The organism is Escherichia sp. B1147, from assembly GCF_001660175.1.
In the GTDB taxonomy this organism is placed as follows: domain Bacteria; phylum Pseudomonadota; class Gammaproteobacteria; order Enterobacterales; family Enterobacteriaceae; genus Escherichia; species Escherichia whittamii.
In genome coordinates this window covers 126,517-151,361 of record NZ_LFHY01000007.1, presented here as the reverse complement: position 1 = coordinate 151,361, position 24,845 = coordinate 126,517, and the positions used below count along the sequence as shown (strand labels likewise).

General features: G+C 48.8%; 25 protein-coding genes and 1 pseudogene. 8 read left to right on the top strand and 18 right to left on the bottom strand.

Annotation, left to right across the window (positions count from 1 at the left end):
- Positions 1-2 precede the first annotated feature (2 nt).
- The 4 genes and pseudogenes from ydcS to hicA all read right to left on the bottom strand — a co-directional run bounded on the left by ydcS (position 3) and on the right by hicA (position 3,515).
- Complete coding sequence (gene ydcS, locus A9180_RS07100; RefSeq protein WP_064527448.1) at positions 3-1,148, bottom strand: putative ABC transporter substrate-binding protein YdcS; 1,146 nt, start codon at positions 1,146-1,148, stop codon at positions 3-5.
- A gap of 241 nt (positions 1,149-1,389) precedes the next feature.
- Positions 1,390-2,757: pseudogene (locus tag A9180_RS07095) on the bottom strand (PLP-dependent aminotransferase family protein).
- Between the two features lie 120 nt (positions 2,758-2,877).
- Positions 2,878-3,294, bottom strand: coding sequence for a type II toxin-antitoxin system antitoxin HicB (hicB, locus tag A9180_RS07090; RefSeq protein WP_077630331.1), 417 nt, complete (start codon positions 3,292-3,294; stop codon positions 2,878-2,880).
- Between the two features lie 44 nt (positions 3,295-3,338).
- Entirely contained in the window at positions 3,339-3,515 is a 177-nt protein-coding gene (hicA, locus tag A9180_RS07085) for a type II toxin-antitoxin system mRNA interferase toxin HicA (protein WP_064527446.1), read from the bottom strand.
- 221 nt (positions 3,516-3,736) lie between these two features.
- Between hicA and A9180_RS07080 the strand changes: the two genes are divergently transcribed.
- Entirely contained in the window at positions 3,737-3,967 is a 231-nt protein-coding gene (locus tag A9180_RS07080) for a DUF2554 family protein (RefSeq protein WP_000494240.1), read from the top strand.
- Positions 3,968-4,049: 82 nt separating this feature from the next.
- Here the strand turns inward: A9180_RS07080 and rlhA are convergent, their stop codons facing one another.
- Positions 4,050-6,011 (bottom strand): 23S rRNA 5-hydroxycytidine C2501 synthase, encoded by a 1,962-nt coding sequence (rlhA, locus tag A9180_RS07075; RefSeq protein ID WP_064527520.1) that lies wholly within the window; start codon positions 6,009-6,011, stop codon positions 4,050-4,052.
- A 72-nt stretch (positions 6,012-6,083) separates the two neighbouring features.
- On the bottom strand, positions 6,084-6,620 hold the full coding sequence (locus A9180_RS07070; protein ID WP_064527445.1) for a helix-turn-helix domain-containing protein: 537 nt from the start codon (positions 6,618-6,620) through the stop codon (positions 6,084-6,086).
- Between the two features lie 52 nt (positions 6,621-6,672).
- Here A9180_RS07070 and ydcO point away from each other — a divergent pair, with 52 nt between their 5' ends.
- Positions 6,673-7,884 (top strand): BenE family transporter YdcO, encoded by a 1,212-nt coding sequence (gene ydcO, locus A9180_RS07065; protein WP_074399472.1) that lies wholly within the window; start codon positions 6,673-6,675, stop codon positions 7,882-7,884.
- Positions 7,885-7,918: 34 nt separating this feature from the next.
- Here ydcO and A9180_RS07060 read toward each other — a convergent pair whose 3' ends face one another.
- The 3 genes from A9180_RS07060 to tehA all read right to left on the bottom strand — a co-directional run bounded on the left by A9180_RS07060 (position 7,919) and on the right by tehA (position 10,472).
- Positions 7,919-8,587, bottom strand: a complete 669-nt coding sequence (locus A9180_RS07060; RefSeq protein ID WP_064527441.1) for a DUF3313 domain-containing protein — start codon at positions 8,585-8,587, stop codon at positions 7,919-7,921.
- Positions 8,588-8,889: 302 nt separating this feature from the next.
- A complete protein-coding gene (gene tehB / locus A9180_RS07055) occupies positions 8,890-9,483 on the bottom strand; it encodes a tellurite resistance methyltransferase TehB (protein WP_064527439.1) in 594 nt (197 codons plus the stop codon).
- Positions 9,480-10,472 carry a dicarboxylate transporter/tellurite-resistance protein TehA gene (gene tehA, locus A9180_RS07050; RefSeq protein WP_074399471.1) on the bottom strand — a complete coding sequence of 331 codons (993 nt, stop codon included), beginning with the start codon at positions 10,470-10,472 and terminating at the stop codon, positions 9,480-9,482. Before tehA ends, tehB begins: the two co-directional genes overlap by 4 nt.
- A gap of 123 nt (positions 10,473-10,595) precedes the next feature.
- Between tehA and ydcK the strand changes: the two genes are divergently transcribed.
- Positions 10,596-11,576, top strand: a complete 981-nt coding sequence (ydcK, locus tag A9180_RS07045; protein ID WP_064527435.1) for a YdcK family protein — start codon at positions 10,596-10,598, stop codon at positions 11,574-11,576.
- Here the strand turns inward: ydcK and rimL are convergent.
- From rimL to A9180_RS07020, 4 genes are all read right to left on the bottom strand, one after another.
- Positions 11,568-12,107: a 50S ribosomal protein L7/L12-serine acetyltransferase gene (gene rimL / locus A9180_RS07040; protein ID WP_064527433.1), complete on the bottom strand. Its 540-nt coding sequence runs from the start codon at positions 12,105-12,107 to the stop codon at positions 11,568-11,570. The two genes, ydcK and rimL, sit on opposite strands and share 9 nt — an antisense overlap.
- Before the next feature lie 62 nt (positions 12,108-12,169).
- The gene (locus tag A9180_RS07035; RefSeq protein ID WP_064527431.1) at positions 12,170-12,394 is read right to left on the bottom strand and encodes a YdcH family protein; all 225 of its coding nucleotides are present in this window, start codon (positions 12,392-12,394) and stop codon (positions 12,170-12,172) included.
- Between the two features lie 142 nt (positions 12,395-12,536).
- Positions 12,537-14,192 (bottom strand): glucan biosynthesis protein OpgD, encoded by a 1,656-nt coding sequence (gene opgD, locus A9180_RS07025; protein ID WP_064527430.1) that lies wholly within the window; start codon positions 14,190-14,192, stop codon positions 12,537-12,539.
- 224 nt (positions 14,193-14,416) lie between these two features.
- Positions 14,417-15,760 carry a VOC family protein gene (locus tag A9180_RS07020; RefSeq protein ID WP_064527428.1) on the bottom strand — a complete coding sequence of 448 codons (1,344 nt, stop codon included), beginning with the start codon at positions 15,758-15,760 and terminating at the stop codon, positions 14,417-14,419.
- A gap of 216 nt (positions 15,761-15,976) precedes the next feature.
- Here A9180_RS07020 and A9180_RS07015 point away from each other — a divergent pair, with 216 nt between their 5' ends.
- Positions 15,977-16,900 (top strand): LysR substrate-binding domain-containing protein, encoded by a 924-nt coding sequence (locus tag A9180_RS07015; protein ID WP_064527426.1) that lies wholly within the window; start codon positions 15,977-15,979, stop codon positions 16,898-16,900.
- 37 nt (positions 16,901-16,937) lie between these two features.
- On the opposite strand, the gene A9180_RS07010 is transcribed toward A9180_RS07015, so the two are convergent.
- Complete coding sequence (locus tag A9180_RS07010; RefSeq protein ID WP_064527424.1) at positions 16,938-18,578, bottom strand: methyl-accepting chemotaxis protein; 1,641 nt, start codon at positions 18,576-18,578, stop codon at positions 16,938-16,940.
- A gap of 387 nt (positions 18,579-18,965) precedes the next feature.
- Here A9180_RS07010 and A9180_RS07005 point away from each other — a divergent pair, with 387 nt between their 5' ends.
- The 3 genes from A9180_RS07005 (at position 18,966) to A9180_RS06995 (ending at position 20,106) form a co-directional block, all read left to right on the top strand.
- Entirely contained in the window at positions 18,966-19,115 is a 150-nt protein-coding gene (locus A9180_RS07005; RefSeq protein ID WP_064527420.1) for a type I toxin-antitoxin system Hok family toxin, read from the top strand.
- A gap of 344 nt (positions 19,116-19,459) precedes the next feature.
- On the top strand, positions 19,460-19,609 hold the full coding sequence (locus A9180_RS07000) for a type I toxin-antitoxin system Hok family toxin (protein ID WP_064527421.1): 150 nt from the start codon (positions 19,460-19,462) through the stop codon (positions 19,607-19,609).
- Between the two features lie 347 nt (positions 19,610-19,956).
- Positions 19,957-20,106, top strand: coding sequence for a type I toxin-antitoxin system Hok family toxin (locus A9180_RS06995; RefSeq protein WP_064527420.1), 150 nt, complete (start codon positions 19,957-19,959; stop codon positions 20,104-20,106).
- 65 nt (positions 20,107-20,171) lie between these two features.
- On the opposite strand, the gene A9180_RS06990 is transcribed toward A9180_RS06995, so the two are convergent.
- Both A9180_RS06990 and cybB read right to left on the bottom strand, forming a co-directional pair.
- Positions 20,172-20,345, bottom strand: a complete 174-nt coding sequence (locus A9180_RS06990) for a hypothetical protein (RefSeq protein ID WP_064527418.1) — start codon at positions 20,343-20,345, stop codon at positions 20,172-20,174.
- 272 nt (positions 20,346-20,617) lie between these two features.
- A complete protein-coding gene (gene cybB / locus A9180_RS06985; RefSeq protein ID WP_064527416.1) occupies positions 20,618-21,148 on the bottom strand; it encodes a cytochrome b561 in 531 nt (176 codons plus the stop codon).
- A 188-nt stretch (positions 21,149-21,336) separates the two neighbouring features.
- On the opposite strand from cybB, the gene gap reads away from it, so the two are divergent.
- Entirely contained in the window at positions 21,337-22,338 is a 1,002-nt protein-coding gene (gap, locus tag A9180_RS06980) for a type I glyceraldehyde-3-phosphate dehydrogenase (protein WP_064527414.1), read from the top strand.
- A gap of 40 nt (positions 22,339-22,378) precedes the next feature.
- On the opposite strand, the gene aldA is transcribed toward gap, so the two are convergent.
- Positions 22,379-23,818: an aldehyde dehydrogenase gene (gene aldA / locus A9180_RS06975; protein ID WP_064527412.1), complete on the bottom strand. Its 1,440-nt coding sequence runs from the start codon at positions 23,816-23,818 to the stop codon at positions 22,379-22,381.
- A gap of 195 nt (positions 23,819-24,013) precedes the next feature.
- A complete protein-coding gene (ydcF, locus tag A9180_RS06970; RefSeq protein ID WP_064527409.1) occupies positions 24,014-24,814 on the bottom strand; it encodes a DUF218 domain-containing protein YdcF in 801 nt (266 codons plus the stop codon).
- Positions 24,815-24,845: the final 31 nt, after the last annotated feature.

Below are 24,845 nucleotides of genomic sequence, written 5' to 3'. Positions count from 1 at the left end.
AGTTAGCGGCCGCCCATAATGGCAATGTAATCCTGCGTCCAGCGACTGTACGGGACAAATTTGCCCCCTTGCGCAATGGGCGTTTTCCAGAAGGCGATTTTATCGAAATAGTTAAACCCGTTGGTTTCACAGCCTTTATCGCCCAGCAACGGACTGGCTTTGCAGCCTTCCGGCACTACCGGAAGCGAACCAAACCAAGCTGCTACATCGCCCTGCACCTTCGGCGTTAATGACCAGTTCATCCATTTGTAGGCACAAACCGGATGTTTCGCTTCACTATGTAGCATGGTGGTGTCAGCCCAGCCGGTAACGCCCTCTTTCGGGAAGACGGTGGCGATCGGTTGCCCTTCGCCTTTCAATGCGTTGGCCTGATACGGCCAGGCACTGGAAGCCACCACACCCTCGTTCTTGAAATCGCTCATTTGGACGCTGGTGTCATGCCAGTAGCGATGGATCAAGCCATGTTGATCGCGCAGTACTTTCAGTACCGCCTGATACTGTTCTTCGGTGAGTTGGTATGGATCGGAGATGCCCAACTGCGGCTGAGTCGCTTTGACGAACAGCGCAGCGTCCGCAATGTAGATAGGACCGTCATAAGCCTGTACGCGACCTTTATTGCTTTGGCCGTCTGGCAGATTCTGCTCAACAAAAACCACTTGCCAGCTATCTGGTGGTGTCGGGAAGGTTTTGGTGTTGTACATCAACAGGTTAGGACCCCATTGATATGGCGTGCCATAAACCTTTCCCCCCACGTTAAACCAGTCGCCCTTCACGACCCGAGGATCAAGCGTTTTCCAGTTGGGGATTAACGCAGTATTAATCGGCTGCACGCGTTTGCCCATAATCAGGCGTAGCGAAGCATCGCCGGATGCTGTGACCAGATCGTAACCGCCTTTGGTCATCAGGCTGACCATTTCATCGGAAGTCGCCGCAGTTTTCACGTTTACCGCGCAACCTGTTTCTTTTTCAAATTGCGTCACCCAGTCGTATTGTTTATCGGTTTGTCCGCGTTCGATGTATCCCGGCCAGGCGATAATATCCAGTCGCCCTTCCGGTTTATCTAAATTTAAGGGAGGTTCGGCGGCGTGAGCGGTCATTAATGTCATGGTAAGCGCACACAAGCTGCTGCGGGCAAATGTCTTGCTCATAAAGTCTTACTCCTGTCGTAATTAATTGTTCAGCTGCCGTGCCGTAAAAATATCTCCTTGCTTAACCATAGACGTCGGCTTGCAGGCGCACCCTTGCCCCCGAGAAAATTTAATCAGGATGTGAGCTAACGCGCATTATGCCGTTTGTGAAGCTATCTTCTGGAGTATAGACAAGGGGTTAGGAAATATAGCTTCTATTCGAAATTCATATTACCCAACCTGAGAGAAATTAAATGAGGATCTATTTCAGGTATTCTTTAATAAGGTGGCCTAATTGTTTAACCGCCTTTTCTTCACGCTCGCCCCACTGCCATGCAGTATTAAAACGGAAAAAACGTGACCAACTTTCGCCAGTAGAAAACATTTTACCCGGTGCGATGCTGATGTGATGCGCCAATGCCTGAACACTTAATTCGCCCGCATCTAACGGTTCGGGAAGCTCCAGCCAGAGAAAATAACCACTGTCGTTATGGTGTATTTTGACTTCCGCAGGCAGGTATCGCAGCAGCGCCTGCCAGGCGCGTTGTTTACGTTCGACAAGCTGGCGACGTAGACGACGAAGATGGGCATCGTAACGGCGAGTAGAAAGGTAATCCACCAGTGCAAGCTGCATCGGTGAACTGGTGGAAAGCGTGCTCATCAACTGCAATCGCTGGATTTTGCGTGCATGTTTTCCTGCAGCGACCCAACCAATGCGAAAGCCTGGCACCAGACATTTAGAAAATGATGAGCAAAGCAGAACACCATCGTGACGATCCCACGCTTTCGCGGGTAGCGGTTTTTACCGGCCAAAGAAAAGCTCACTATAAACGTCATCTTCAATTAACATCACATTGTACTGATTGAGCAACTCTACCAGTTGCACTTTTTTCTGCGGTGTTAAGGTAAATCCGAGTGGATTCTGGCTATTAGTCATTAGCCAGCAGGCTTTGACCGGATACTCCTGTAACGCCAGTTCCAGCGCCTGAAGATCTATCCCTTCTTTAACATCCGTCGCTACCGACAACGCCTTCAACCGTAGCCGCTCCAGTGCCTGCAACGCGCCGTAGAAACAAGGATTCTCTACTATCACCCAATCGCCCGGTTCAGTTACCGCTTGCAAACTGAGGTTTAATGCCTCTAACGCCCCGGCGGTGATAACGATTTCATCGGGTGAAATAGTCATGCCCTGCAAGGCATAGCGGCGAGCAATAGCCTGACGCAGTTCTGCATTCCCTGGCGGCAAGTTTTCAATCACGCTCATCGCCGTTGCGGTTTTACTCACCTGCGCCAGTGAGCGGTTCACCTGCTGTAGCGGGAACAGGTGGGGATCGGGAAAGGCTGAAGCAAACGGCACCACTGACGGATCGCGACTGGCCTGCAACATGTCAAAAATATAGGTGTTAATATCGACCGCTTCATCACGCGTTACCGGAATAGCTGGTGCCTGCGGTGATTTCACCGTGCGTGGCGCAACGTAATAACCTGACTGCGGCCGCGCAATAATATACCCCTGACTTTCGAGCAACTGATAAGCATGACCGACGGTCATAAAACTCATGCCAGAAAGCGCTACCTGTTCACGGAGAGAAGGCAGGCGATCGCCGGGTTGCCAGATATCCGACGCAATTTGCTCGCGTTATTGTTCTGCCAGCTGCTGGTATTTTTTCATTATCGGATCGTTTTTATGTACAGGTGATCCGGCAGTCTATATCAGTTGTTAAAAATGACAACTTTTCGTTAACTGTAATTAAACCATCACCAGCGATAACTCTTTGCCCAGGGCTTTAGCCGCAAGCTGGACGGCGTCGATTTTCGTCGCGTGATGTAAATCAAACAAGCGGGTAATCTCCTGCTTAGGTTTACCAATTCGCTTCGCCAGCTCTTGCTGGGTGATTTCTGACTGCAAAAAAGCATTTAGCAGCAATACCTTAGAGGCAACGCTTAAAGGTACTTCAATAAAGTGGTCGTTATTATTTAATGGCGAAGGCAACGGGATAAGCTCGTTGTCTTCAAAATAAAAATCAAATGCGGTGATTAAGGCATCTTTTGCTGCCTCCATCGCTTCAGCGACAGTTTCTCCCTGAGTCAACGCTTCAGGGATATCTACAAAAGAAACCACATAACCGCCTTCCGGCGCGGGTGTAAGAGTGACGGGATAACGCATAATTTCGACTGTCTCTCGCATGTCATTAACCTTTTAATTGGCGATTAACTCAAACCGAGTTGTTTCAGAATTGCTTTACGCAACGGTTCTTTGATCTCATCGCCAGGGTGGCGTGGCATAACACTGCGCCTCCCGCGAAATCTGAGTTTCAAATGGTTGCTGCCATTCGCCACATCGACGCCCTGAGATTCGAGCCAACGTCTGAACTCGTTTTGTTTCACATCGCCTCCCTGCCGCTGAGTATACCCATAAAGTAAACATAAATGCTTACCTCCTTTTGTGGTTTTCTCGAAAATAGCACTTATTCGCCGCACCGACAGAAAGCAATGCCAAATCAGGAAGGCTGATTCCAGAATTTCTTTGCGCTAATTTGCAAAACTGAATAATAACCTAAAGAAACTATCGGCATCATAGCGGCAAAGAGTAATAAAAGGGTGGCGGGATGTTTACGAAAGCGTTATCAGTAGTCTTATTAACCTGTGCACTGTTCTCTGGACAGTTGATGGCAGGACACAAAGGGCATGAATTTTTATGGGTGAAGAATGTAGATCATCAACTGCGTCATGAAGCGGACAGTGATGAATTGCGCGCCGTGGCGGAAGAGTCGGCAGAAGGTTTGCGCGAGCATTTTTACTGGCAAAAGTCACGCAAACCAGAAGCAGGACAGAGTTGAGTCGTTTGTTGCCGGATGTGGCGTGAACACCTTACCCGGCCGTAGATTCAATGAGTTGTGAATAACCCTGAAAATTTGCGTTTTATCCTTTCCGCTTCGGCAATGTTTTCAGCAGCTCATCCGGGCTTACGGATGCGACAACGCTTCCCGGTAACGGCATTTTCAGAATGTGATTTTTGATTTTACCGATGACGTGCATCTCACACGGGCGGCAATCAAATTTCAGCGTTAGCACTTCATCGCCGTTAACCAGTTGCATCGGCGTTGCCTTCCAGCTTTTAATGTTGCCTTTCGCCTGTTTCGGACACAGATTGAAGGCAAAGCGCAGGCAGTGTTTGGTGATCATCACCGGGACTTCGCCCTTCTCTTCATGCGCTTCATACGCCGCATCAATCAGTTGTACGCCATAGCGATGATAGAACTCGCGTGCTTTATGGTTGTAGACGTTCGCAAGGAAGCTCAAATGCGTTTGCGGATAAACCGGTGCAGGTTCAGCAACCGGTTTACGACTGCCACGCTGGTAGCTGGCAAGACGTGCAGCATCCAGCATTTCGACGGCTTCACGGCGGAACTGATTTAACAGACTGTTTGGCACAAATAACGCCCCCGGCAAATTAATTTGCACATCGCGGGCGTAATAGATGGTTTGCCCCAGTTTTGCCAGCCCATCCTTAAGGTTGTTCAGCGCTTTTTCGGCGTTATTCGCTTCGTCGAACTGCCCATCCAGGGTATGAGTGATGCTGACGCCCTCTTCGCTGGTTAATGTCAGAATGAGCTGTTCTTGCCAGCCACCCAGTTCAATATCTACCGCGACCCGACGTTCACTGGAGGTTTTGGTCAGTGCCTGTTGCCAGTTATGGTCAAGGTTACGGTTAAGCGGATGGTGTGGGCGAATTTTATGCAAATCCGCAGGCATTTCATTTGGCCAGACGCGGTACTGATTTTCCCCTGTTTTCTCTACCGTATTGGCGCGAAAGCCAACCACTTCACGTTTAATCATCACGTTCAGACCATCGCCGTTAGCCAGCGGTTCGGTAACCTCAACATCGAGATGATCTTTCGCCACTTTCAATACTTCACCCACCGGCAGGCCGATGAATTTTGGTGAATCGAACGCGCCAATGTCGCCTTTACGCGCGTTAACAAAGTAGTCGGTGCTACCACGATGGAAGGTTTTTTCTGTCGAAGGCACAAAGAAATGTTCCGTACGGCCTGATGAAGCACGAGCCAAATCGCCGCGCTCTTCAATAATAGCGTCCAGCATCTGGCGATAATGGGCAGTGATATTCTTCACGTAACTCATATCTTTGTAGCGCCCTTCAATCTTGAAAGAACGCACGCCCGCATCGATCAACGCGCCCAGGTTGGCAGTCTGATCGTTATCTTTCATCGACAGCAGATGTTTTTCATAGGAAACCACCCGCCCCTGATCATCTTTCAACGTGTATGGCAAACGGCACGCCTGGGAGCAATCACCACGGTTGGCGCTACGCCCCGTTTGTGCATGAGAGATGTAGCACTGACCAGAATATGCCACGCACAATGCGCCATGAATAAAGAACTCAATAGTCGCGTCCGTGGCCTGATGAATCGCACGAATCTGCTCCAGGTTAAGCTCACGCGCCAGCACAATCTGGGTAAAGCCGACGTCCGAAAGAAACTTCGCTTTCTCTACAGTACGAATATCACACTGCGTACTTGCGTGCAGTTCAATCGGCGGAATATCAAGTTCCAGAATCCCCATGTCCTGAACAATCAGCGCATCTACGCCTGTCTGGTAAAGATCGGTAATCAGTCGTTGCGCCGGTTCCAGTTCATCGTCATGCAAAATGGTATTAAGCGTGACGAAAATTTTTGCGCCATAACGGTGGGCAAATGGCACCAGTTCGGCGATATCTTTCAGACTATTACTGGCGTTATGACGGGCACCAAAACCAGGGCCGCCGATATAAACAGCATCGGCACCGTGCAAAATAGCTTCGCGGGCAATGGCGGCATCGCGTGCCGGACTTAACAGTTCAAGGCGATGAGAAGATACGGTCACTTTCTTATCCAGTAGCTGAAAAAAGGCGGTTATTTTAGCCACAAGCGCGACGTTGCGAAATAGTTTTCCTGTTCAACTACGCGGGTAATGGATAATGGAATGAAAATGCACGGTTTGCTCGCCACGGTTGCAATAGGCATGGGCGACATCTGCGGCAAAGCGTTCACCTTCTCCACTTTTAAGGCTTCGCCACTCACCATCAACGCACAGGTCAAGCTGCCCATCAATGATGACAACATGCTCGATAACTCCCTTTTCGTGCGGTGTTGATTCGCTTACTGCACCGGGGGCCATCATGATCGAGAAGTGTTCATAGCAGAGTTGCGGATCATAAGGAAATAGAGAAGTGATCACCATTGCCTGCTGTTGTGGATCATAAACGGATGGCGTAGCGGTCTGCGGCGGCGAAATAAACGTCGAAAACGGTACGTTCATTCCGGTAGCTATTTTCCACAATGTTGCGACCGTCGGGCTGGATTCATTACGTTCAATCTGTCCTAACATCGCTTTTGAAACGCCCGTTGCTTCTGCCAGTCGCGAGAGACTCCAGCCTCGCTGCTGACGAAGATGTTTAAGCGTAGTGGATAAAAAGCGAGCGAGATTTTCCATATGACTCCTCCTGCAAAACGGGAGTTTATCACTTGTGCGTTATAACGGACAAATGCTACGGTACCTGTACGCTATAACGCACGAGGTAACTATGCGTCTGTTTTCCATTCCTCCTCCCACACTGCTTGCTGGGTTTCTGGCGGTCCTGATTGGCTATGCCAGTTCTGCGGCAATAATCTGGCAAGCGGCGATCGTCGCGGGGGCCAGCACAGAGCAAATTTCCGGCTGGATGACGGCGCTGGGACTGGCGATGGGCGTCAGTACTCTTGCCCTGACATTATGGTATCGCGTGCCTGTTCTTACCGCATGGTCAACACCCGGTGCTGCGTTGCTGGTCACCGGGTTACAGGGACTAACGCTAAACCAGGCCATCGGCGTTTTTATTGTCACGAATGCGCTAATTGTTCTCTGTGGTGTGACAGGATTATTCGCCCGTCTTATGCGTATTATTCCGCACTCGCTGGCAGCGGCAATGCTGGCAGGAATTCTGTTACGCTTTGGTTTACAGGCATTTGCCAGCCTGGATGGTCAGTTTACATTATGCGGAAGTATGTTGCTGGCGTGGCTGGCGACAAAAGCTTTTGCGCCGCGTTATGCAGTAATTGCGGCGATGATTGTTGGGAGCGTGGTCGTTATCACGCAAGGTGACGTTGTCACAAAAGATATCGTTTTCAAACCAGTTCTCCCCACTTATCTCGCCCCTGAGTTTTCATTTGCTCACAGTCTTAGCGTTGCCTTGCCTCTGTTTCTGGTGACGATGGCATCGCAAAACGCGCCAGGGATTGCAGCAATGAAAGCCGCTGGTTATTCAGCTCCGGTTTCTCCGCTGATTGTCTTTACTGGATTACTGGCGCTTCTGTTTTCTCCTTTCGGCGTCTATTCCGTAGGTATTGCAGCTATCACTGCGGCTATTTGCCAGAGCCCGGAGGCGCACCCGGACAAAGACCAGCGTTGGCTGGCTGCCGCTGCGGCTGGCGTCTTTTATTTACTGGCGGGTCTGTTTGGCAGTGCCATTACCGGGATGATGGCTGCACTGCCTGTAAGTTGGATCCAGATGCTGGCTGGCCTGGCACTGTTAAGTACCATCGGAGGCAGTTTGTATCAGGCTTTGCATAATGAGCGTGAGCGCGATGCTGCTATGGTGGCCTTTCTGGTAACGGCAAGTGGGCTGACGCTGGTAGGTATTGGTTCGGCGTTTTGGGGATTAATTGCCGGTGGTGTCAGTTATGTAGTATTGAATTTGATCGCTAACAGAAACCGATAATCAGAAGCGCCATCTTGCGATGGCGCGACTGGCGTTACTTTTTGTTCACGTCAAACATGGTGGCATCGGTCGCCATGTCATCAATAACTTGCTTAATATTTTCGAAAGCCATTGGTGTGCTTTCGTTGTTCAGGTCCTTACCTTCGCCCTGACGAACCACTTTGATAACCGGTTTGTTGGTAGCCGCATCAATCAGTTCACCTTCAAAGTACAGACGGGTATCCATAGTACGGTGACCGGTTGCCATTTGTGTTCCCGCTACCACTAATGCAACAGGAACCACTTCATAGAATTGCAGCCCTTCTTTGCTGGTATCTACACCAGTAATAGCACCACGGAAAATCAGACTACGAGGCCCAGCAGTAGTAACCAGTGGTTTACGCTGTGAGATGGCTTCTTTCATTTCAGTGTTGGTATAGCTCAAAATTCTATCCAGAACTTTCTGCCCTACCTGGGTAGACGGTTTAGGCACCGGATAATAGGTGATTGGGTTCCAGACGATACTGTCATATTTGCTTTGATCAAAATTTGGATCAACCCAGCGTAATACCGGTTTACCCGTTGCTGAAGTTGTTTCTTGAAGGTTGGAGTAATTGTTTAAAAAGCCAGAATATTTATCTGGCTGGGTGATTTTAGAGGCACAACCTGACAGAGCCAACAAGCCGCATAAAGCCGCAACTTTCGCAATTGATGTGGTACGCATGAATAGTTTCCTGAGATGATTATATTACTTTTTAAGTTATAGCAAAAAGCACCGCTTCGTGTTGTGGCAAAAAAAGTGTTGGTGAAAATAAATTTTCCAGCCCCTTTTCTGACAATATAGTCAATGACGAAAAGGGGGCTGAGTCAATCTTCAGTTGTTAAATTTCAGGCATTTAAGCCGATAAAAAACTTCAACCACTGTGATTTATTTCACATCACATCGATAAAAAATATGCTTACCGAAAAAAAACAGCAGTCACACATCTCAACGTGAGCATTTTCATGCGCCTTTGCCCTGCTAGCTTATTTTTTACGTGCCAGCATCGTCGCGAAACGTAGTTTAATGCGATTACCGTTGGCGTCGGTGCGGTGTAATTCACCCACGTCTTCATTGTATTTCAGCATCTCCCAGCCTTCGTAATATCGACGTAACTCCCCTTCTTTAAAGGCAAAGGGGAAGCCGACGGTACATGGAAAATCTGCTGTGTCCATTGCTGCCACAATCAGATTATAACCACCGGGTTTGGTGCAGTGCTGCATATTGGCTATCAGCCCAGGAATGGTTTTAGCCTCCAGGAACATGAGCACCACGGTAGAAAGAATAAAATCGTATTGTCCATCAAACGTCAGGTTATTCAGATCAACAACCTGGGTGCGTAAATTTTCCAGTTTTTCAATGGATTTGATGCGCTCGACGTTGGCAATGCTCATGGCATTTTTATCCCATGCGTCGACATCATAACCATTGGCAGCCAGATAAAGGCTGTTACGGCCATTACCACAGCCCAGATCCAGCGTTTTACCCGGCTTAACCACTTTCACCGCTTCCAGAACTTCAGAGTGTGTGCGGGTTAATTCATATTTATCAGTGAAGTAGTTTTCATCACGAATGATCATTCTTTGTCCTCAGCTTTCATTAAAACGGCGCGCTCTGTTCTGATTAACAATTTTCCCTGCATCAGAAGCGCGAAAGTACGGATGAGCAGTAATGCGATAATAAAATTGGTAAAAATAAATAGCGGCACCGCCAGGGTATGGAAAAAACCATTGTCGTTACCGCTCCCTAAATGCAACCCGGTAGTTGCCAGTGCGGAAACGCCAAACGAGAAACTCCAGAATGAGGCATTAAACGGCTGGGAGAGATACCACGGCATCAGACGTAACATAAAAAGAAGTTGCAGCAGACCATAACCAAAAAGCATTTTCGCCAGCGTGTCGCCCTCGCCACCATTGACGCTCAACCAGGCGCTACATGCCACCAGTGCAGGTGCAAGCTGAATACCCAGCGATGTACGCAGTGCCGTGGGTAATTCTCCCGAGCTGCGCAGACGCTGAAGGATCACCGGCTCAAGACTTAACCAGGAGAAAACACCAGCCCCTAAAAATACCAGACCGGCATCGGTGTAACCCAATGCGCCACAGGCCATTGCGCTGATGAAGTTGTTGGCAACAGTCGGTAAATAAAGTCCGGGTGTCGTAGCTTCCTCAGGATGGGAACCACGCCATAAACCGGCTGTTTGCCAGGCGGCATAAGCCAGTTGTACCACCACACCAATACTGAACAAGCCCACCGCCAGCGGGCGAAACCAGGGGACAAAACCAATTGCCACCAGCATCGTTGTTGCCGGAAATAAACTAACAAAACTACTCATCACCGGATGGCGTACTTCCGCCAGCACGCTGTGAGGAAAGCGTACCAGTCGGGTAATAAATGCCGTAGTCAGTAATCCCCAAATGATCATCGCCAGAATCACTAGCCCATCGCCCAACCAGTGACTGACCTGCCAAACCTGACTGGCATAGCGCCAGGCAAATCCCATCCCTATCGTCCCCAACACAATGCCAAAGTAGCCTGCCGGTAAATTGAGCACTTTATCGCTCTGCATCTTCTTACTCATTTTGTTTAATTTATAAAGTATATTTGAAATGCATTTTATGGAAATTTGCTAAACATAGCCAGAGTCACAGAATTTGCTACGGTTATAGTAGGTCACCTGCAGGAAAACGCTATGCGCAAATATCGTCTTAGTGAAGAACAACGAGCTTTTAGTTATCAGGAAGATAGCGATAAAAAAAGTGTTTTATTGCGGCAGATTATTGCCGTCGCTGATTTTAATGACGTAATAGCCGGAACGCCTGGCGGCTGGATTGATAATGAAACCGTATTGGCCCAGGACGGAAATTGTTGGATCTATGACCAGAATGCCATCGCGTTTGCCGGAACGGTGATATCCGGTAATACACGCATCACCGGAAGCAGCGAGCTATGGGGCGATGTTTACGCTACGGATAACGTGTGGATCGATAATAGCAAAATCAGTCAGGGCGCTCTGATAAGTGACAACGTCACAATTCATGATTCATTAATATGCGGAAATTGTAGAATTTCTGATCACGTCTGCATTGATCAGAATTCAATGATTGTCGCTGCACAAGGTTTAACGCCCGACCACCATCTTCTGTTGCAAATTTATGATCGCGCAAGAGTCAGCGCCTCGCGCATTGTTCATCAGGCGCAAATATATGGTGATGCCATTGTGAAGTTTGCGTTCATTGAGCATCGCGCCGAAGTTTTTGACTCTGCCCATATTGAAGGTAATGAAGAGAACAACGTCTGGCTGTGTGACTGTGCGAAAGTTTACGGACACGCACGTGTGATCGCCGGAACAGAAGAAGATGCCATTCCCACGCTTCATTACAGTTCGCAGGTAGCGGAATATGCCTCGGTGGAAGGCAATTGTGTGTTAAAACATCATGTTCTGGTGGGCGGTCATGCACTCGTACGTGGTGGACCGGTTTTACTCGATAATCACGTCACCATACAGGGGAACAGCCGCATTACAGGTGCGGTGATGATTGAAAACCATGTCGAAATAACCAATGACGCCGTCGTTGAAGCCTTTGATGGCGACACTGTTCATGTACGCGGTCCAAAAGTCATTAATGGTGAAGAACGCATAACCAGAACGCCTCTGGCAGGGCTATTGTGAATCAATGATGCGCGCATATATATTTACATCATCATAAGTGTCGTTGAGAAATTCAGCCTGTTTCAGACATCCTTCAAGCGTGAAGCCATTACGCAGCGCTACTTGATTGCTTTGTAAGTTCGCTACCCGACATTTAATGACGAAGCGTCTGATTTCTCCACGTTTTGCGTAATGATGAATAAGTGCCTGCAAAGCTTGCGAAATAATCCCCTGCCCCTGATGGGATTCATCCAGCCAGTAACCGATTTCTGCGGTTTTGTTCAGCGGTTCAATGCGGTTAAAAGACAGGACGCCAACAAGTTCATCTTCACTAAAGATCATGAACATTTTGGCATATCCACGCTGATGCAACATCATATTACCCTGCACCGTTTTCCGCGTGTCATCTTCGGTATTAACAGACTGTGGCCAGTTTAGCGAATTCTGCAACCAGCTTTTATTTTTACAGATCAAGTGATGGAGCGGCGTGATGTGATTTTCTTCAACGGCACGTAATTCAATTGAGTCACTAACTTTTATCGTCTCGGTCATGTCAATTTCGGTCAATCTGCGCGGCGATTTAAAAAGCCGCCTGCAAGGCGGCTTAAGGAAGTTTACACCTCTTTGACGCTCTCCTGTTGCAGGATTTTGAGCATCTCATCTTTCAACTGGAGCTTCTGTTTTTTCATGCGGACCACCTCCGCATTGTATCCACGACCATCAGATCCTTCCATTCTGGCAATCTCATGATCAAGTTTGTTGTGCTTATCGAACAAGGACATAAAGCGAGGATTTTCGTTTTTCAGGCGGGATATCAAATCTCGGTATTCTGGAAACATACGCACTCCCTGTTAGTGGCTGACAAAGTGTACATGAAATACACATCATCAGATTACTCAGATAGCTTGGGGAAAAATGCGAGCGGGATCGTGTTTCACCAGACGGCACCTTCCATGAGAAGGTGCCGAAAAAAATGACGAATCAATTCATCTCGCGATCGTCAACGTATTTGCGCTTATCAGGTGCTGGTGGGAAATACTGATACAGCCATGTTTCACTGATGGCATCGCCCTGACAGCGGAGATACATCCGCATATCAACCGGATCAGTAGAGTCCGAAGTCGGATACCAGTCAAACTGAATACGGTAACCATCGATCGGTTCAATGTAGAGAATTTCGATTTGCTTCGCTTCACCGCTGGAGAGCGTAATAACAGGTTCAATCCCCTTAGGTGCAGCCGCTTTCAGGTCACCACCAACAAAATCTACAGCAAAACGACGCGCCCATTTTTCTGGATAATGCTCACCCGGCGCCCAACCTTCCGGAAAACCTCCCATGCCGGTACGCGTCGCCATAACACGAGCCAATGGACATTGAACGGGGGGATGTACGCTCCAGTACAGACGATACTGGAATGCAAGCTCATCACCTGCTTTTACTGCTTTTTCTGGCTGCCAGAAGCAGACAATGTTATCCAGCGTTTCACCCGTTGTTGGGATTTCCATCAGACCAATGGTGCCTTTACCCCATTTATTACGCGGTTCCACCCACAAACTTGGTCGTTTGTTGTACCAGCCCATGATGTCTTGATAATGGGAGAAATCACGATCCAGTTGCAACAAACCAAAGCCTTTCGGGTTATTGTCAGTGTAGGCATTGAACTGCAATTTCTGGGGATTATTTAGCGGACGGCAGATCCACTCACCATTGCCCCGCCACATGGAAAGACGGTCGGAATCATGGATTTGCGGATGAATAGTATCGCACATACGACGTTCGTTAGTGCCGCAGCTAAACATGCTGGTCATCGGCGCAATGCCTAATTGCTTGATGTCTTTACGCGCATACAGATGATTTTCAACATCCATAATCACCTGACTCTTTTCACACTGGATGGTGAACTTGTAAGCACCGGTAATGCTGGCGCTATCGAGTAAGGCATAAACGGTAAAAGTGGTAGCACCTGGTTTTACGGTATCAAACCAGAAGGCGGTAAAGTCGGGGAACTCTTCTTTGCTGTCGGTATAAGTATCAATTGCCAAACCACGGGCCGATAAACCGTATTGATACGTGTCATCAACGGCGCGGAAATAGCTTGCACCGAGGAACGATACCACATCGCGGCGAGCCAGTTCCGGTGCTTTAAATACTCGGAAGCCAGCAAAACCGAGATCGCTTTGCCCTTCTAATTGTTTGGTATCAACACCCGCATCATTGTATTTGAACAATTCTGGACGAAAGTGAATTTCACGCGCCAGATGTGTTGCAGGATCAACCGAGAACATACGAACGCGGCGGCGGAATCCCATCCCCATATGGAAGAATTGAGCGTCCAGCTGGCGGTTCTCAACGTTATGCCAGAGCGATTTTTCGGCGTCGTATTGAATGCTGTTATAAGCCTGCGGGGTCATTGTCGCCAGTGTGTCAGGCAACGGACGCGGCGCACCACGCCACGCTGTTTGCGCTAAGTCGTGCGCCATTGACTGTAAAATGGAGAAGTCAAAACGCTGAGTTTGCCCATCGGCAATATCAGAATCTGCCGCGAATGCCGCCTGAGAAAAAAGAGAAGCAATGCCGCTGGTACCGCACACGGCGGCCATAGCCATTGAACCTTTAATAAATCGTCTACGATCCATACCTGAAAGTGAGTCCTTCTGGTGTTGTGAATGGTCCCGCGCTGGTCTTTTTCAGCGGCAAGAAAGTGCTTATTTATGACCGCTCACTCTAGACAATATTTATTAATAATCCAATTGCTGAACTCAGAGAATATGCATAAATCGGCAATTTTTTTATGTCGATGGGATGAGCCTGATTCGTTTGTAAAATCAGGCAAATTTTTGCAAAGCAGGATGGTCCTATTTTAAAGCAAACCACAGCGGCGTTTACTGCGTTCTTCCGCTTCCTGATAAAGCTGGAACTCATCAAAAACCGGGCAGCCCAACGCTTGTTCGAAGGCTTCGCGGCTGGCATTACCGTGACTGCGTGACTGCGTTTCATTACCCAGATTTGACTGGAAGATCCCCGCCGCACTAACGGGCAAGAAATCTTCATAGGTAATGGGCTGTGCCACTACCCAACCGCGTTCAATTAAGGGCTGTGGATCGTCCCCTGGATGAATCGCCTGACGATGCGCTTCACCCGATGGTGTCAGTCGATAACGGAACCATGCCAGCCCTTGCTGGCGCATCAAAAATTCGCTGTCCGGGAAAGCGCGAAAGGTTTCCTGCAAATGCAGTTGATGAGTGAGATTATCCTGTCCGGTTCCGGCATTACGCAGAAGTTCATCATACAGTTGCCGCCCTTTCGGCGTTAACGCCACTCCGCGCTGCTCTATCTCACCAAATCGCGCGGAATGTCTCCCCTGCTGTTGCCCCACAAACAGAACCGTTTCCTCCAGAGCCTTAAAGCTGGTCTGACGCAATAAAATCGGCACCTCGCGGCGCGGCGGCCCTTCGATGAGAATTTTTGGCTCAATACCGCATTCCGGCATCATCGACTGCACCCGATCAATGTCCAGCGTGCGTGGCGTCAGGTGGTTGATATGACAGCCCGGAAAGCAGACTACATCAGCGATCAGCCGATGCTCGTTATGTAATGCGTGATAGGTTTCTTCATCTACCGTTGCTGACTGATGCCAGCGAAATGTCTCCAGGGCTTCCTGCACAAACTCCCGCGCCTGCGCTTCGCTAAAACCGCCCTCTCGATCATGTTCATCTAACAGTTGCCGACAACGTGGGGTAAAGATATCGCGCTGGCGTAAAATTTCCGCCGCCTTATGGCGCAATGTTTTGTTTTCGATAAGTTCAAGACGGAGCAATGAGGTAAAAACGCGGAAAGGATTACGCGTAAGCGAGGCATCATTGATGGGCCGAAATGCCGTAGAATGTACCGGCACGCCGGCCTGCGAGAGATCGTAATAACTCACCGGATACATTCCCATAATGGCGAATATCCGCCTTAATGTGGCAAGTTCCTGCGCGGTTCCCACACGTATCGCCCCATGACGTTCAACGTTAAGCCTCGCCAGCTCATCCGCATTCACCATTTTTTCATGCAGTTGGGGGTTATTTTCCAGCACAGCCAGATTCACGTCAGCGACCAATTCCAGCAACGTACCGTACTGTGGAACTTCTTGTTGATACATGGCTGACATTGCCTGCGAAAACTGTTCCCGAATCTCATCCGCTGTGATGCTGTTCGCCATGATGTCTACCCCCAGTGGTCAATAATCTGGAGTGTAGGTAACCGCATTCATTCTGGTGGGAAGAATTTACAAACTGTGATCTCGCCGCGAAATCATCAATATTATCGATATTGATGTAACATAATTACTTTAAATGTTAATAATATTTTGCAATCAAGTTATCATAATCAAACAACATCACTTGTCAGCGGCACTGCTTCGTTTTTAACATCGCTTATGGAAAAAAATAGTCTGTTTAGTCAGCGCATCCGTTTGCGCCACCTTCATACATTCGTAGCTGTCGCACAACAAGGAACTTTGGGGCGCGCGGCTGAAACCCTTAACCTGAGTCAACCGGCACTGTCTAAGACATTGAATGAGCTGGAGCAATTGACGGGAGCTCGCCTGTTCGACCGTGGACGTCAAGGCGCGCAGCTTACCTTACCTGGCGAGCAATTTTTAACTCACGCAGTCAGAGTTCTTGACGCCATCAATACCGCAGGACAGTCATTTAATCGTAAAGAAGGCTTTAACAAGGATGTCGTCAGAGTGGGCGCGCTACCTACCGCGGCGCTGGGGATATTACCTTCTGTTATAGGTCAGTTTCATCAGCAACAAAAAGAAACCACACTGCAAGTTGCCACCATGAGTAACACGATGATCCTGGCGGGATTAAAAGCAGGTGAAATCGATATTGGTGTTGGTCGGATGTCAGATCCTGAACTGATGACCGGACTTAATTACGAACTGCTGTTTCTCGAATCACTGAAGTTAGTTGTTCGGCCTAATCATCCTCTGCTTCAGGAGAACGTAACGTTAAGTCGGGTACTGGAATGGCCTGTTGTCGTATCACCAGAAGGCACCGCGCCACGGCAGCATTCAGAGGCGCTAGTAAAAAGTCAGGGATGTAAAATCCCTTCAGGCTGTATTGAAACGTTGTCTGCATCGCTTTCACGTCAGCTTACGGTTGAATACGACTATGTGTGGTTTGTTCCCTCTGGCGCTGTGAAAGACGACCTGCGTCATGCCACGCTGGTGGCCCTGCCTGTTCCGGGGCATGGAGCAGGCGAACCTATTGGAATACTGACCCGCGTAGATGCAACACTCTCTTCCGGTTGCCAGTTGATGATTAACGCCATTCGAAAATCAATGCCGTTCTGAAAAAAAAAGGGATCTTGCGATCCCTTTTTTAGCATTATCACACCGTTGCCAAATCCACTGGATCACCAACACCGCGTTGTTCTGCCAGCACAGCGCGTTTCTTCAGACGGAACACATCTACGGCTTCAGTTAACCGCGCCGCCTGTTCTTCAAGAGACACCGCCGCAGCTGAAGCCTCTTCCACCAGAGAAGCGTTCTGCTGCGTCACTTTATCCATTTCAGAAATCGCCTGGCTAACCTGTGTGATACCTCTGCTTTGTTCATCCGATGCAGCGGCTATTTCTTGCATGATATGCGTGACGCTCGCCACGGCATCAACAATAGCGCTCATGGTTTTCCCTGCCGTTGCCACTTCATCGGCCCCCTGTCCAATTAACCTGACGGACTCACTGATCAAGCCTTCAATCTCTTTCGCCGCTTGGGCGCTGCGGCTTGCAAGTGTACGCACTTCGCTGGCGACAACGGCAAATCCGCGTCCTTGCTCACCGGCTCGTGCGGCTTCAACGGCGGCGTTGAGCGCCAGGATATTGGTCTGGAAGGCAATACTGTTGATAACAGCCGTGATTTCAGAAATTTTCTTCGAGCTACTGGAGATATTCCCCATTGTCCGCACTACACCGGAAACTGTTTGTCCGCCAGCACCGGCTTTAATTGAGGCCTCTTGCGCCAGTTTGCTGGCATGATGTGCGTTATCAGAATTTTGCTTCACTGTTGCGGTGAGTTGCTCCATGCTGGCGGCGGTTTGTTCAATTGCCGCCGCTTGTTCTTCGGTGCGCGAAGAAAGGTCATCATTACCAGCAGAAATCTCACTGGTGCCACGATAGATTGCTTCAGCCCCCTGGCGGACAGCTCCCACCGTCAGCGCCAGCGAATGCTGCATTTGCTGTAGATGGCGACTTAAGCGGCCAATTTCACTGCGGCCAGTGGGTTCGTCAACTGAAGTCAGATCGCCACTGGCTATTTTTTCAATCCGTTGGGCCGCATGTTGCAGAGGACGAATGACAATCCGGCGTAACACCATAAAGGTTATCAGCGTCATGACCAGCGCAAGTAAAAATGCGCCAATCATAAACATCCCTCCCTGACGAGTACGCTGATGCGCCAGTTCCGCAAGCTGGTTTGCTCTGGCGCTACGTATCTCAATGGCTTTGCTTAACTGCTGGTTATAGGCGTTATCAAGCGTTCTGATCTGCTCACTTTCATGATTGATAATGGCTTCAAACATGCCATTTTTGGCATATTTCAACATGGGTTGCAGGCCGGAAATATAAGCCTGGAATCGCTGATTTAATTCGCCGTCCAGCGCATCGTCAGCGGGAGTTTTCACCATGCGAGTACGGTAAACGTTATAGCCTTGTTGCGATCGCTTTATTTGCAATTCCGCTTGCGCAATATTTCGCTTCATCTCTTCCATTTCAGCGATACGACTCGCTGCCCCGGCCTGAATCATATTGATCCGAGCTGAACGCAATAAATCAGAGCTGTTTGCTAAACCCGTGCGTATCTGGATCTCGTCGCTGACATCGCGCTGATCGCGGTCTGCCTGCCAGAGAAAATACCCTGCCAGGGATGAACTCAATGCAAACAGAAACAGGATGCCGCCAAGAATGCAGGCAAATAACGGAACCAGCCTGATGTGATGTAAAAAGCCTAAGCGGTGTGCGGATGTTGTATTCATGACCGTTGTCTCTCTTCCTGGTTTACTCCCGATAGAGAGTCATCGGCAATCGATGGTAATTGCTTACAGCCAAAAACCTGCTCATATCACATTTTTACAACAATTATTTATTACCGTCGGAATGAAGAGACTTACAAGTAGTTATACCTTGTAAGGCGTATTACGAAAAATTCTGGAAAATGCCACGCAATTTCGTGAAGTGATTATTTCGTTGATAAGGGTAATTGCATAGGATACTTGCGGGCGCCTGAGACTTTCTGTTTTCAGGCTTACCGGGAATCAGAAAGACGAAGGCCCCGACCGATATTTCTATCAACCGAGGCCAACGAATGAACCTAGCAATTCAGATGTTAGCCTCTTACCTGCCATCCGGCAAGGAGAAAGGCTATGAAGCGAAATCCCCTGGTAGTGTGTCTGCTCATTATCTGTATCACGATTCTGGCATTCACCCTCCTGACCCGGCAAACGCTCTACGAACTGCGATTCCGGGACGGTGATAAGGAGGTGGCGGCTCTCATGGCCTGTCAGTCCAGGTAAGGGCCTGCGCGGGGAACTCTCCCCGCGCATCTGGTTGACGAGTTCATTTTCTCATGGCGCCCCTTATTCATGCCTCAACTGGAAGCTCACTCGCATTAAGTCTTGCAAGTGTTCTCTGATAACGATTTACCGGAAGCCGCCACACAATTTCGTGAAGTGATTATTTCGTTGATAAGGGTAATTACATAGGATGTTTGCGGGCGCCTGAGACTTTCTGTTTTCAGGCTTACCGGGAATCAGAAAGACGAAGGCCCCGACCGATATTTCTATCAACCTAGGCCAACGAATGAAGCCAGCAATTCAGATGTTAGCCTCTTACCTGCCATCCGGCAAGGAGAAAGGCTATGAAACGCAACCCCCTGGTGGCGTGTCTGCTCATTATCTGTATCACGATTCTGGCATTCACCCTCCTGACCCGACAAACGCTCTACGAACTGCGATTCCGGGACGGTGATAAGGAGGTGGCGGCTCTCATGGCCTGTCAGTCCAGGTAAGGGCCTGCGCGGGGAACTCTCCCCGCGCATCTGGTTGACGAGTTCATTTTCTCATGGCGCCCCTTATTCATGCCTCAACTGGAAGCTCACTCGCATTAAGTCTTGCAGCGAGTGTTCTCTGATAACGATTTACCGGAATCCGTCACGCAATTTCGTGAAGTGATTATTTCGTTGATAAGGGTAATTACATAGGATGTTTGCGGGCGCCTGAGACTTTCTGTTTTCAGGCTTACCGGGAATCAGAAAGACGAAGGCCCCGACCGATATTTCTATCAACCGAGGCCAACGAATGAACCCAACAATTCAGATGTTAGCCTCTTACCTGCCATCCGGCAAGGAGAAAGGCTATGAAGCGAAATCCCCTGGTGGTGTGTCTGCTCATTATCTGTATCACGATTCTGGCATTCACCCTCCTGACCCGACAAACGCTCTACGAACTGCGATTCCGGGACGGTGATAAGGAGGTGGCGGCTCTCATGGCCTGTCAGTCCAGGTAAGGGCCTGCGCGGGGAACTCTCCCCGCGCATCTGGTTGACGAGTTCATTTTCTCATGGCGCCCCTTTTAGTTAGTGCATGTTTTTTTCGATGCGCTGATAGAACCATCGTTACAGACAAATTTGCCGCCAGTTGTACAGTGAGAGATCCCCCCTTTCGCACCAGAACAGGGTTTGCGCCCGGCATCAACATAAAAAGACATCAGTAATCCCATCAGTAAAATAAATAGCAACTTTTTCATACAACCTCCATGGTTTGCCGAATCTTATGTTCGGTATAAAAGTTATACGCTGTGCGGTTTTTATTTCACTTAGGGAGATCAATGATTGGGGAAATTGAATTTCAATCTTAACAGAAGATATTTTGATTAAATATCAATCAACTAAACATATAAATTCGGATTATGGTTTTATTTGTCATACAAATAAATATAATAGGCGCTTCCGATGTAGGCCCGTATTCTTCGCCTGTACCACGGGTCTGGTTTAGTACAGGCGCTTTCTTCTAATACCCTCAGGAGCGCTTGCGCGGCATCATGCGCAAAAGCGTGTTGTCTTTCCATAAATAGTGGTGTGCCAGAGCGGCCGCCGCATGAAGCCCGATAACGAAATATCCAAGATTCGCTAACGTTTCATGCCACCACTTTAATCTGTCCACCAGGTCAAAATTGGCCTCTGACGCGTAAGGCATCGTCACACCAAACGCAAACCACGGATTACCCCGGTTATACATCATCACCAAACCAACCACTGGCAACACAATAAACAGGAGATAGATCACCAAATGTCCCAAATGAGCGAGTCCCGTCATCATGGGCCTGGGTTTCGGTACAATAGGCGGCGTTGGGTATTTCAATCTGAGTAACAGACGAACCACCATCAGCACGAGAATTGAGATGCCACATGAAACGTGGATCATGTTGATCACCGGTCGATCGCTACGCGGGAAAAAACCACGAAACTCCATTGCACAATAGGCTGCGATAACCAGCAAAAAGACCAGCCAGTGAATGCCAATTTGTAACCTTGAATATCTAATTCCCATAACATTTCCTGCTTTAACACAATTTTCCGTTAACATAACGAGCTTTTCTTAAAATTTCATTAAATATTGTTCACCCGTTTTCAGTACGTTATGTTTCACGGCAAAAATGTAGATTGCCCATCCCGTCATCCTGGTCTAAGCCTGGAAAGGACTCATTTTTACCCACAAGTTCTTGACAGGAGAAAACCATGAGCAAAGTTGGCATTAACGGTTTTGGTCGTATCGGCCGGCTGGTATTACGTCGGCTACTTGAGATTAAAAGTAACATTGACGTTGTCGCCATTAATGATCTTACATCTCCGAAAATTCTCGCCTACCTGCTAAAGCACGATTCAAACTACGGTCCTTTCCCCTGGAGCGTCGATTTCACAGAGGATTCACTTATTGTTGATGGAAAAAGTATTGCGGTTTACGCCGAAAAAGAAGCAAAAAATATCCCCTGGAAAGTAAAAGGTGCTGAAATTGTCATTGAATGCACCGGTTTTTATACTTCCGCAGAAAAATCCCAGGCGCATCTGGACGCTGGCGCGAAGAAGGTGTTGATTTCCGCTCCGGCAGGAGAAATGAAAACCATCGTTTATAACGTCAATGATGACACTCTGGATGGCAACGACACCATTGTTTCTGTGGCGTCATGCACAACCAACTGCCTTGCGCCGATGGCCAAAGCATTGCATGACAGTTTCGGGATAGAAGTTGGCACAATGACAACGATTCATGCCTATACTGGCACCCAGTCTCTGGTGGACGGTCCGCGTGGTAAAGATTTACGCGCATCGCGGGCGGCGGCGGAAAATATCATCCCCCACACTACCGGTGCGGCAAAAGCCATTGGCCTGGTGATCCCGGAACTTAGCGGCAAACTTAAAGGCCATGCGCAACGCGTGCCAGTAAAAACAGGTTCAGTGACCGAGCTGGTGTCTATCCTGGGGGAAAAAGTGACTGCTGAAGAGGTGAATAACGCACTTAAAAAAGCCACGACCAATAACGAGTCATTTGGTTATACCGACGAAGAAATTGTCTCTTCCGATATCATTGGCAGCCATTTTGGTTCGGTGTTTGACGCTACCCAGACGGAAATCACCGCCGTGGGCGATTTACAACTGGTGAAGACCGTCGCCTGGTACGATAACGAGTATGGTTTTGTCACTCAACTCATTCGTACCCTGGAAAAATTCGCCAAACTGTGACCAGCACAGGCGGAGGAAAAACCTCCGCCTCTTTCATACATTACGACTGTAAATAGACCACCTGAGTCTGCAGATACTCATGCAAACCATGTTTGCCATCTGCGCCGCCAATACCCGACTTACGCCATCCAGCATGGAAACCTTGCATAGCTTCGAAGTTTTCTCGGTTGATGTAGGTTTCGCCAAACTTGAGTCCTTTGATGGCTTTCATCGCCACGTTAAGATTCTCGGTATATATCGATGACGTCAGGCCATAATCGCTGTCGTTGGCCATGGAGATAGCGTGTTCCAGCGTGTCAAAAGCGACTACCGGCAGCACTGGCCCAAAGGTTTCTTCGTGCATAATGGACATTTCCTGGCGGACATCCAACAGCAACGTTGGCGGATAATAATATCCTTTCCCTTCTACAGCCTTACCGCCCAACGCGATTCTCGCGCCCTCTTCTACTGCCCGCGCCACCTTTTGTTTCACCCTTTCCAGAGCCGCAGCGTTAATCAGCGGCCCCATGGCAATGTCGTTACGTTCGGCGGGGTTACCAAATTGAACTGCCTGCATTGCCTCACCCAGTCGATTAACAAAGCGATCGTAAATACCTTTCTGCACATAGACACGTTCCGCACAGTTGCACACCTGTCCGGTATTTATCACGCGTGAATCAACAATGGCTTTAACTGCCAATTCAAGATCGGCGTCATCCATGACGATAGCAGGGGCTTTGCCCCCCAGCTCCAGACACACTTTGGTGATATTTTTCGCCGCGGTCGCCATGATTTTTTCTCCGGCAGCGACGCTGCCTGTCATACTGACCATTGCGACCTTCGGGTTCCCCGCCAGTTCCTGACCAACCGTTTCACCGCGCCCTAATACAAGGTTAAACACGCCACGCGGCAGGCCAATTTCGTCGACGATTTTAGCAAATGCGATCGCATTGTTTGGCGTAAATTCACTGGGTTTAATAACAATGGTATTGCCTGTAACAAGTGCAGGCGCCATTTTGCGGGCAATAAGGAAAAACGGGAAATTCCACGGTAGGATACCGGTCGTTACGCCCAACGCACGTTTAAACAGCAGGATGTTTTCCCCGGGACGATCACTTTGAATAATCTCGCCCTCATAGCGACGAGCCCATTCCGCCATGTAATCGATATAGTCAGCAGTAAAAGCGACTTCGACTTCGGCCAGCTGTTGAATTTTGCCACCTTCCTCGACGATCAATGAGCTAATTTCACTGGCCCGTTCGCGGATCCCCGCAGAGATTTTCCGTAACCAGTTAGCTCGTTCGATCGCGGGTAATGCTTCCCATTCTGGCTGCGCACGCTCTGCTGCGTCGATAGCTTTGCGAGCATCTTCAGCCTGACCATCAGGAATACGCGAAATCACTGCCTCTGTTGCGGGGTTAATCACATCAATCCATGCGTCGCCGCGCCAAGTGACAAACTGTCCATCGATATACATAGGATGTTGAACGGGTACAGACATGAGCTACTCCTGTGATTGATGTGTTTATATTTTGTAATTCGCATGTTAATTAACATCAATCACAGCAGAGAAGGCATCGTAGATGTGCAATTTTGTGAAAGGCTTCATAAAAAGAGATGCGACGGGAATAAAGAGAGGAAGAAAAAGATGAGATTATTACCCGTTTGCAAGCATGTGTTCACAAACGGGCAATTATTAGCGCAGTGAGCGACTCTCCATTGCCTCAATAAGCACAGCGTCATGCTGTAATATCTGCCATGCCTGCGTAACTTCTGGCGGGAAATCAACGTGAACGATAAAATCGCGTCCACGTGGCCCATAGCCATCGCTGTCATCGCGCAAGCGTGGCAGCTCGCCAGTAAGTAGGGACAAATATCGTTCAACTGGCCATAGTCCTGTCAGCGGATTAGCAAACGTCACACTGCCTGCATCATTTTCCAACAGTGGAACGAATCCCGGATAACTTAGCCAGCGAGGTGCATCAGGGTTATCTCCTGTAATACGACGAAACGTCGCCATGGTTCGGCGTTGCATAGTGGGATCCTGGACGACGATCGTTGTGTGGACTCGCTCTGCTAACTGATCCAATAATGCGATACTGAAACGGGCATTTTCTCCACAGTTAGTTGACTGATCTTCAATCCAGATTTTTTCACGTGGAATATGCCAGAACTGATGGGCGATATCCGCAAGGATGGTAGCCTCTGATCTGCCCGTAGTGCGAATGGTGTTGTAATGCGGATGCTGTGCGACAGCGCTATACAAAAAAGTTGTCGAGTGACCTATACCACCACTGATCATTAATGGAATTTGCTGATCTCTTGCAATTTTACAAGCGGCATCGATAGTGGGAATGACAGCATTGCCTGCAAGTATTACGCAATCGGCCTGATACGGAGCTTCACCGGAGAAATCATCCTGCGCCAGCCATCGACCGATAACGTTTATAGCATCAATGGTTGACGCTGAAAGCGTCGGAAACGGGTTAATATTCATGGTCCCTCCTTCTCATTTCCTTAAGAATACT

Bases quoted from the DNA above. Each gene is read 5' to 3' on its own strand.
- gap (WP_064527414.1), top strand. From the start codon at position 21,337: ATGAGCAAAGTTGGCATTAACGGTTTTGGTCGTATCGGCCGGCTGGTA.
- rimL (WP_064527433.1), bottom strand. From the start codon at position 12,107: ATGACCGAGACGATAAAAGTTAGTGACTCAATTGAATTACGTGCCGTT.
- ydcF (WP_064527409.1), bottom strand. From the start codon at position 24,814: ATGAATATTAACCCGTTTCCGACGCTTTCAGCGTCAACCATTGATGCT.
- tehB (WP_064527439.1), bottom strand. From the start codon at position 9,483: ATGATCATTCGTGATGAAAACTACTTCACTGATAAATATGAATTAACC.
- ydcS (WP_064527448.1), bottom strand. From the start codon at position 1,148: ATGAGCAAGACATTTGCCCGCAGCAGCTTGTGTGCGCTTACCATGACA.
- A9180_RS07015 (WP_064527426.1), top strand. From the start codon at position 15,977: ATGGAAAAAAATAGTCTGTTTAGTCAGCGCATCCGTTTGCGCCACCTT.
- A9180_RS07035 (WP_064527431.1), bottom strand. From the start codon at position 12,394: ATGTTTCCAGAATACCGAGATTTGATATCCCGCCTGAAAAACGAAAAT.
- A9180_RS07070 (WP_064527445.1), bottom strand. From the start codon at position 6,620: ATGGAAAATCTCGCTCGCTTTTTATCCACTACGCTTAAACATCTTCGT.
- A9180_RS07005 (WP_064527420.1), top strand. From the start codon at position 18,966: ATGAAGCGAAATCCCCTGGTAGTGTGTCTGCTCATTATCTGTATCACG.
- A9180_RS07060 (WP_064527441.1), bottom strand. From the start codon at position 8,587: ATGCGTACCACATCAATTGCGAAAGTTGCGGCTTTATGCGGCTTGTTG.
- ydcK (WP_064527435.1), top strand. From the start codon at position 10,596: ATGCGCAAATATCGTCTTAGTGAAGAACAACGAGCTTTTAGTTATCAG.
- aldA (WP_064527412.1), bottom strand. From the start codon at position 23,818: ATGTCTGTACCCGTTCAACATCCTATGTATATCGATGGACAGTTTGTC.
- A9180_RS07020 (WP_064527428.1), bottom strand. From the start codon at position 15,760: ATGGCGAACAGCATCACAGCGGATGAGATTCGGGAACAGTTTTCGCAG.
- opgD (WP_064527430.1), bottom strand. From the start codon at position 14,192: ATGGATCGTAGACGATTTATTAAAGGTTCAATGGCTATGGCCGCCGTG.
- hicB (WP_077630331.1), bottom strand. From the start codon at position 3,294: ATGCGTTATCCCGTCACTCTTACACCCGCGCCGGAAGGCGGTTATGTG.
- cybB (WP_064527416.1), bottom strand. From the start codon at position 21,148: ATGGGAATTAGATATTCAAGGTTACAAATTGGCATTCACTGGCTGGTC.
- A9180_RS06995 (WP_064527420.1), top strand. From the start codon at position 19,957: ATGAAGCGAAATCCCCTGGTGGTGTGTCTGCTCATTATCTGTATCACG.
- A9180_RS06990 (WP_064527418.1), bottom strand. From the start codon at position 20,345: ATGAAAAAGTTGCTATTTATTTTACTGATGGGATTACTGATGTCTTTT.
- A9180_RS07010 (WP_064527424.1), bottom strand. From the start codon at position 18,578: ATGAATACAACATCCGCACACCGCTTAGGCTTTTTACATCACATCAGG.
- A9180_RS07080 (WP_000494240.1), top strand. From the start codon at position 3,737: ATGTTTACGAAAGCGTTATCAGTAGTCTTATTAACCTGTGCACTGTTC.
- A9180_RS07000 (WP_064527421.1), top strand. From the start codon at position 19,460: ATGAAACGCAACCCCCTGGTGGCGTGTCTGCTCATTATCTGTATCACG.
- ydcO (WP_074399472.1), top strand. From the start codon at position 6,673: ATGCTACGGTACCTGTACGCTATAACGCACGAGGTAACTATGCGTCTG.
- tehA (WP_074399471.1), bottom strand. From the start codon at position 10,472: ATGCAGAGCGATAAAGTGCTCAATTTACCGGCAGGCTACTTTGGCATT.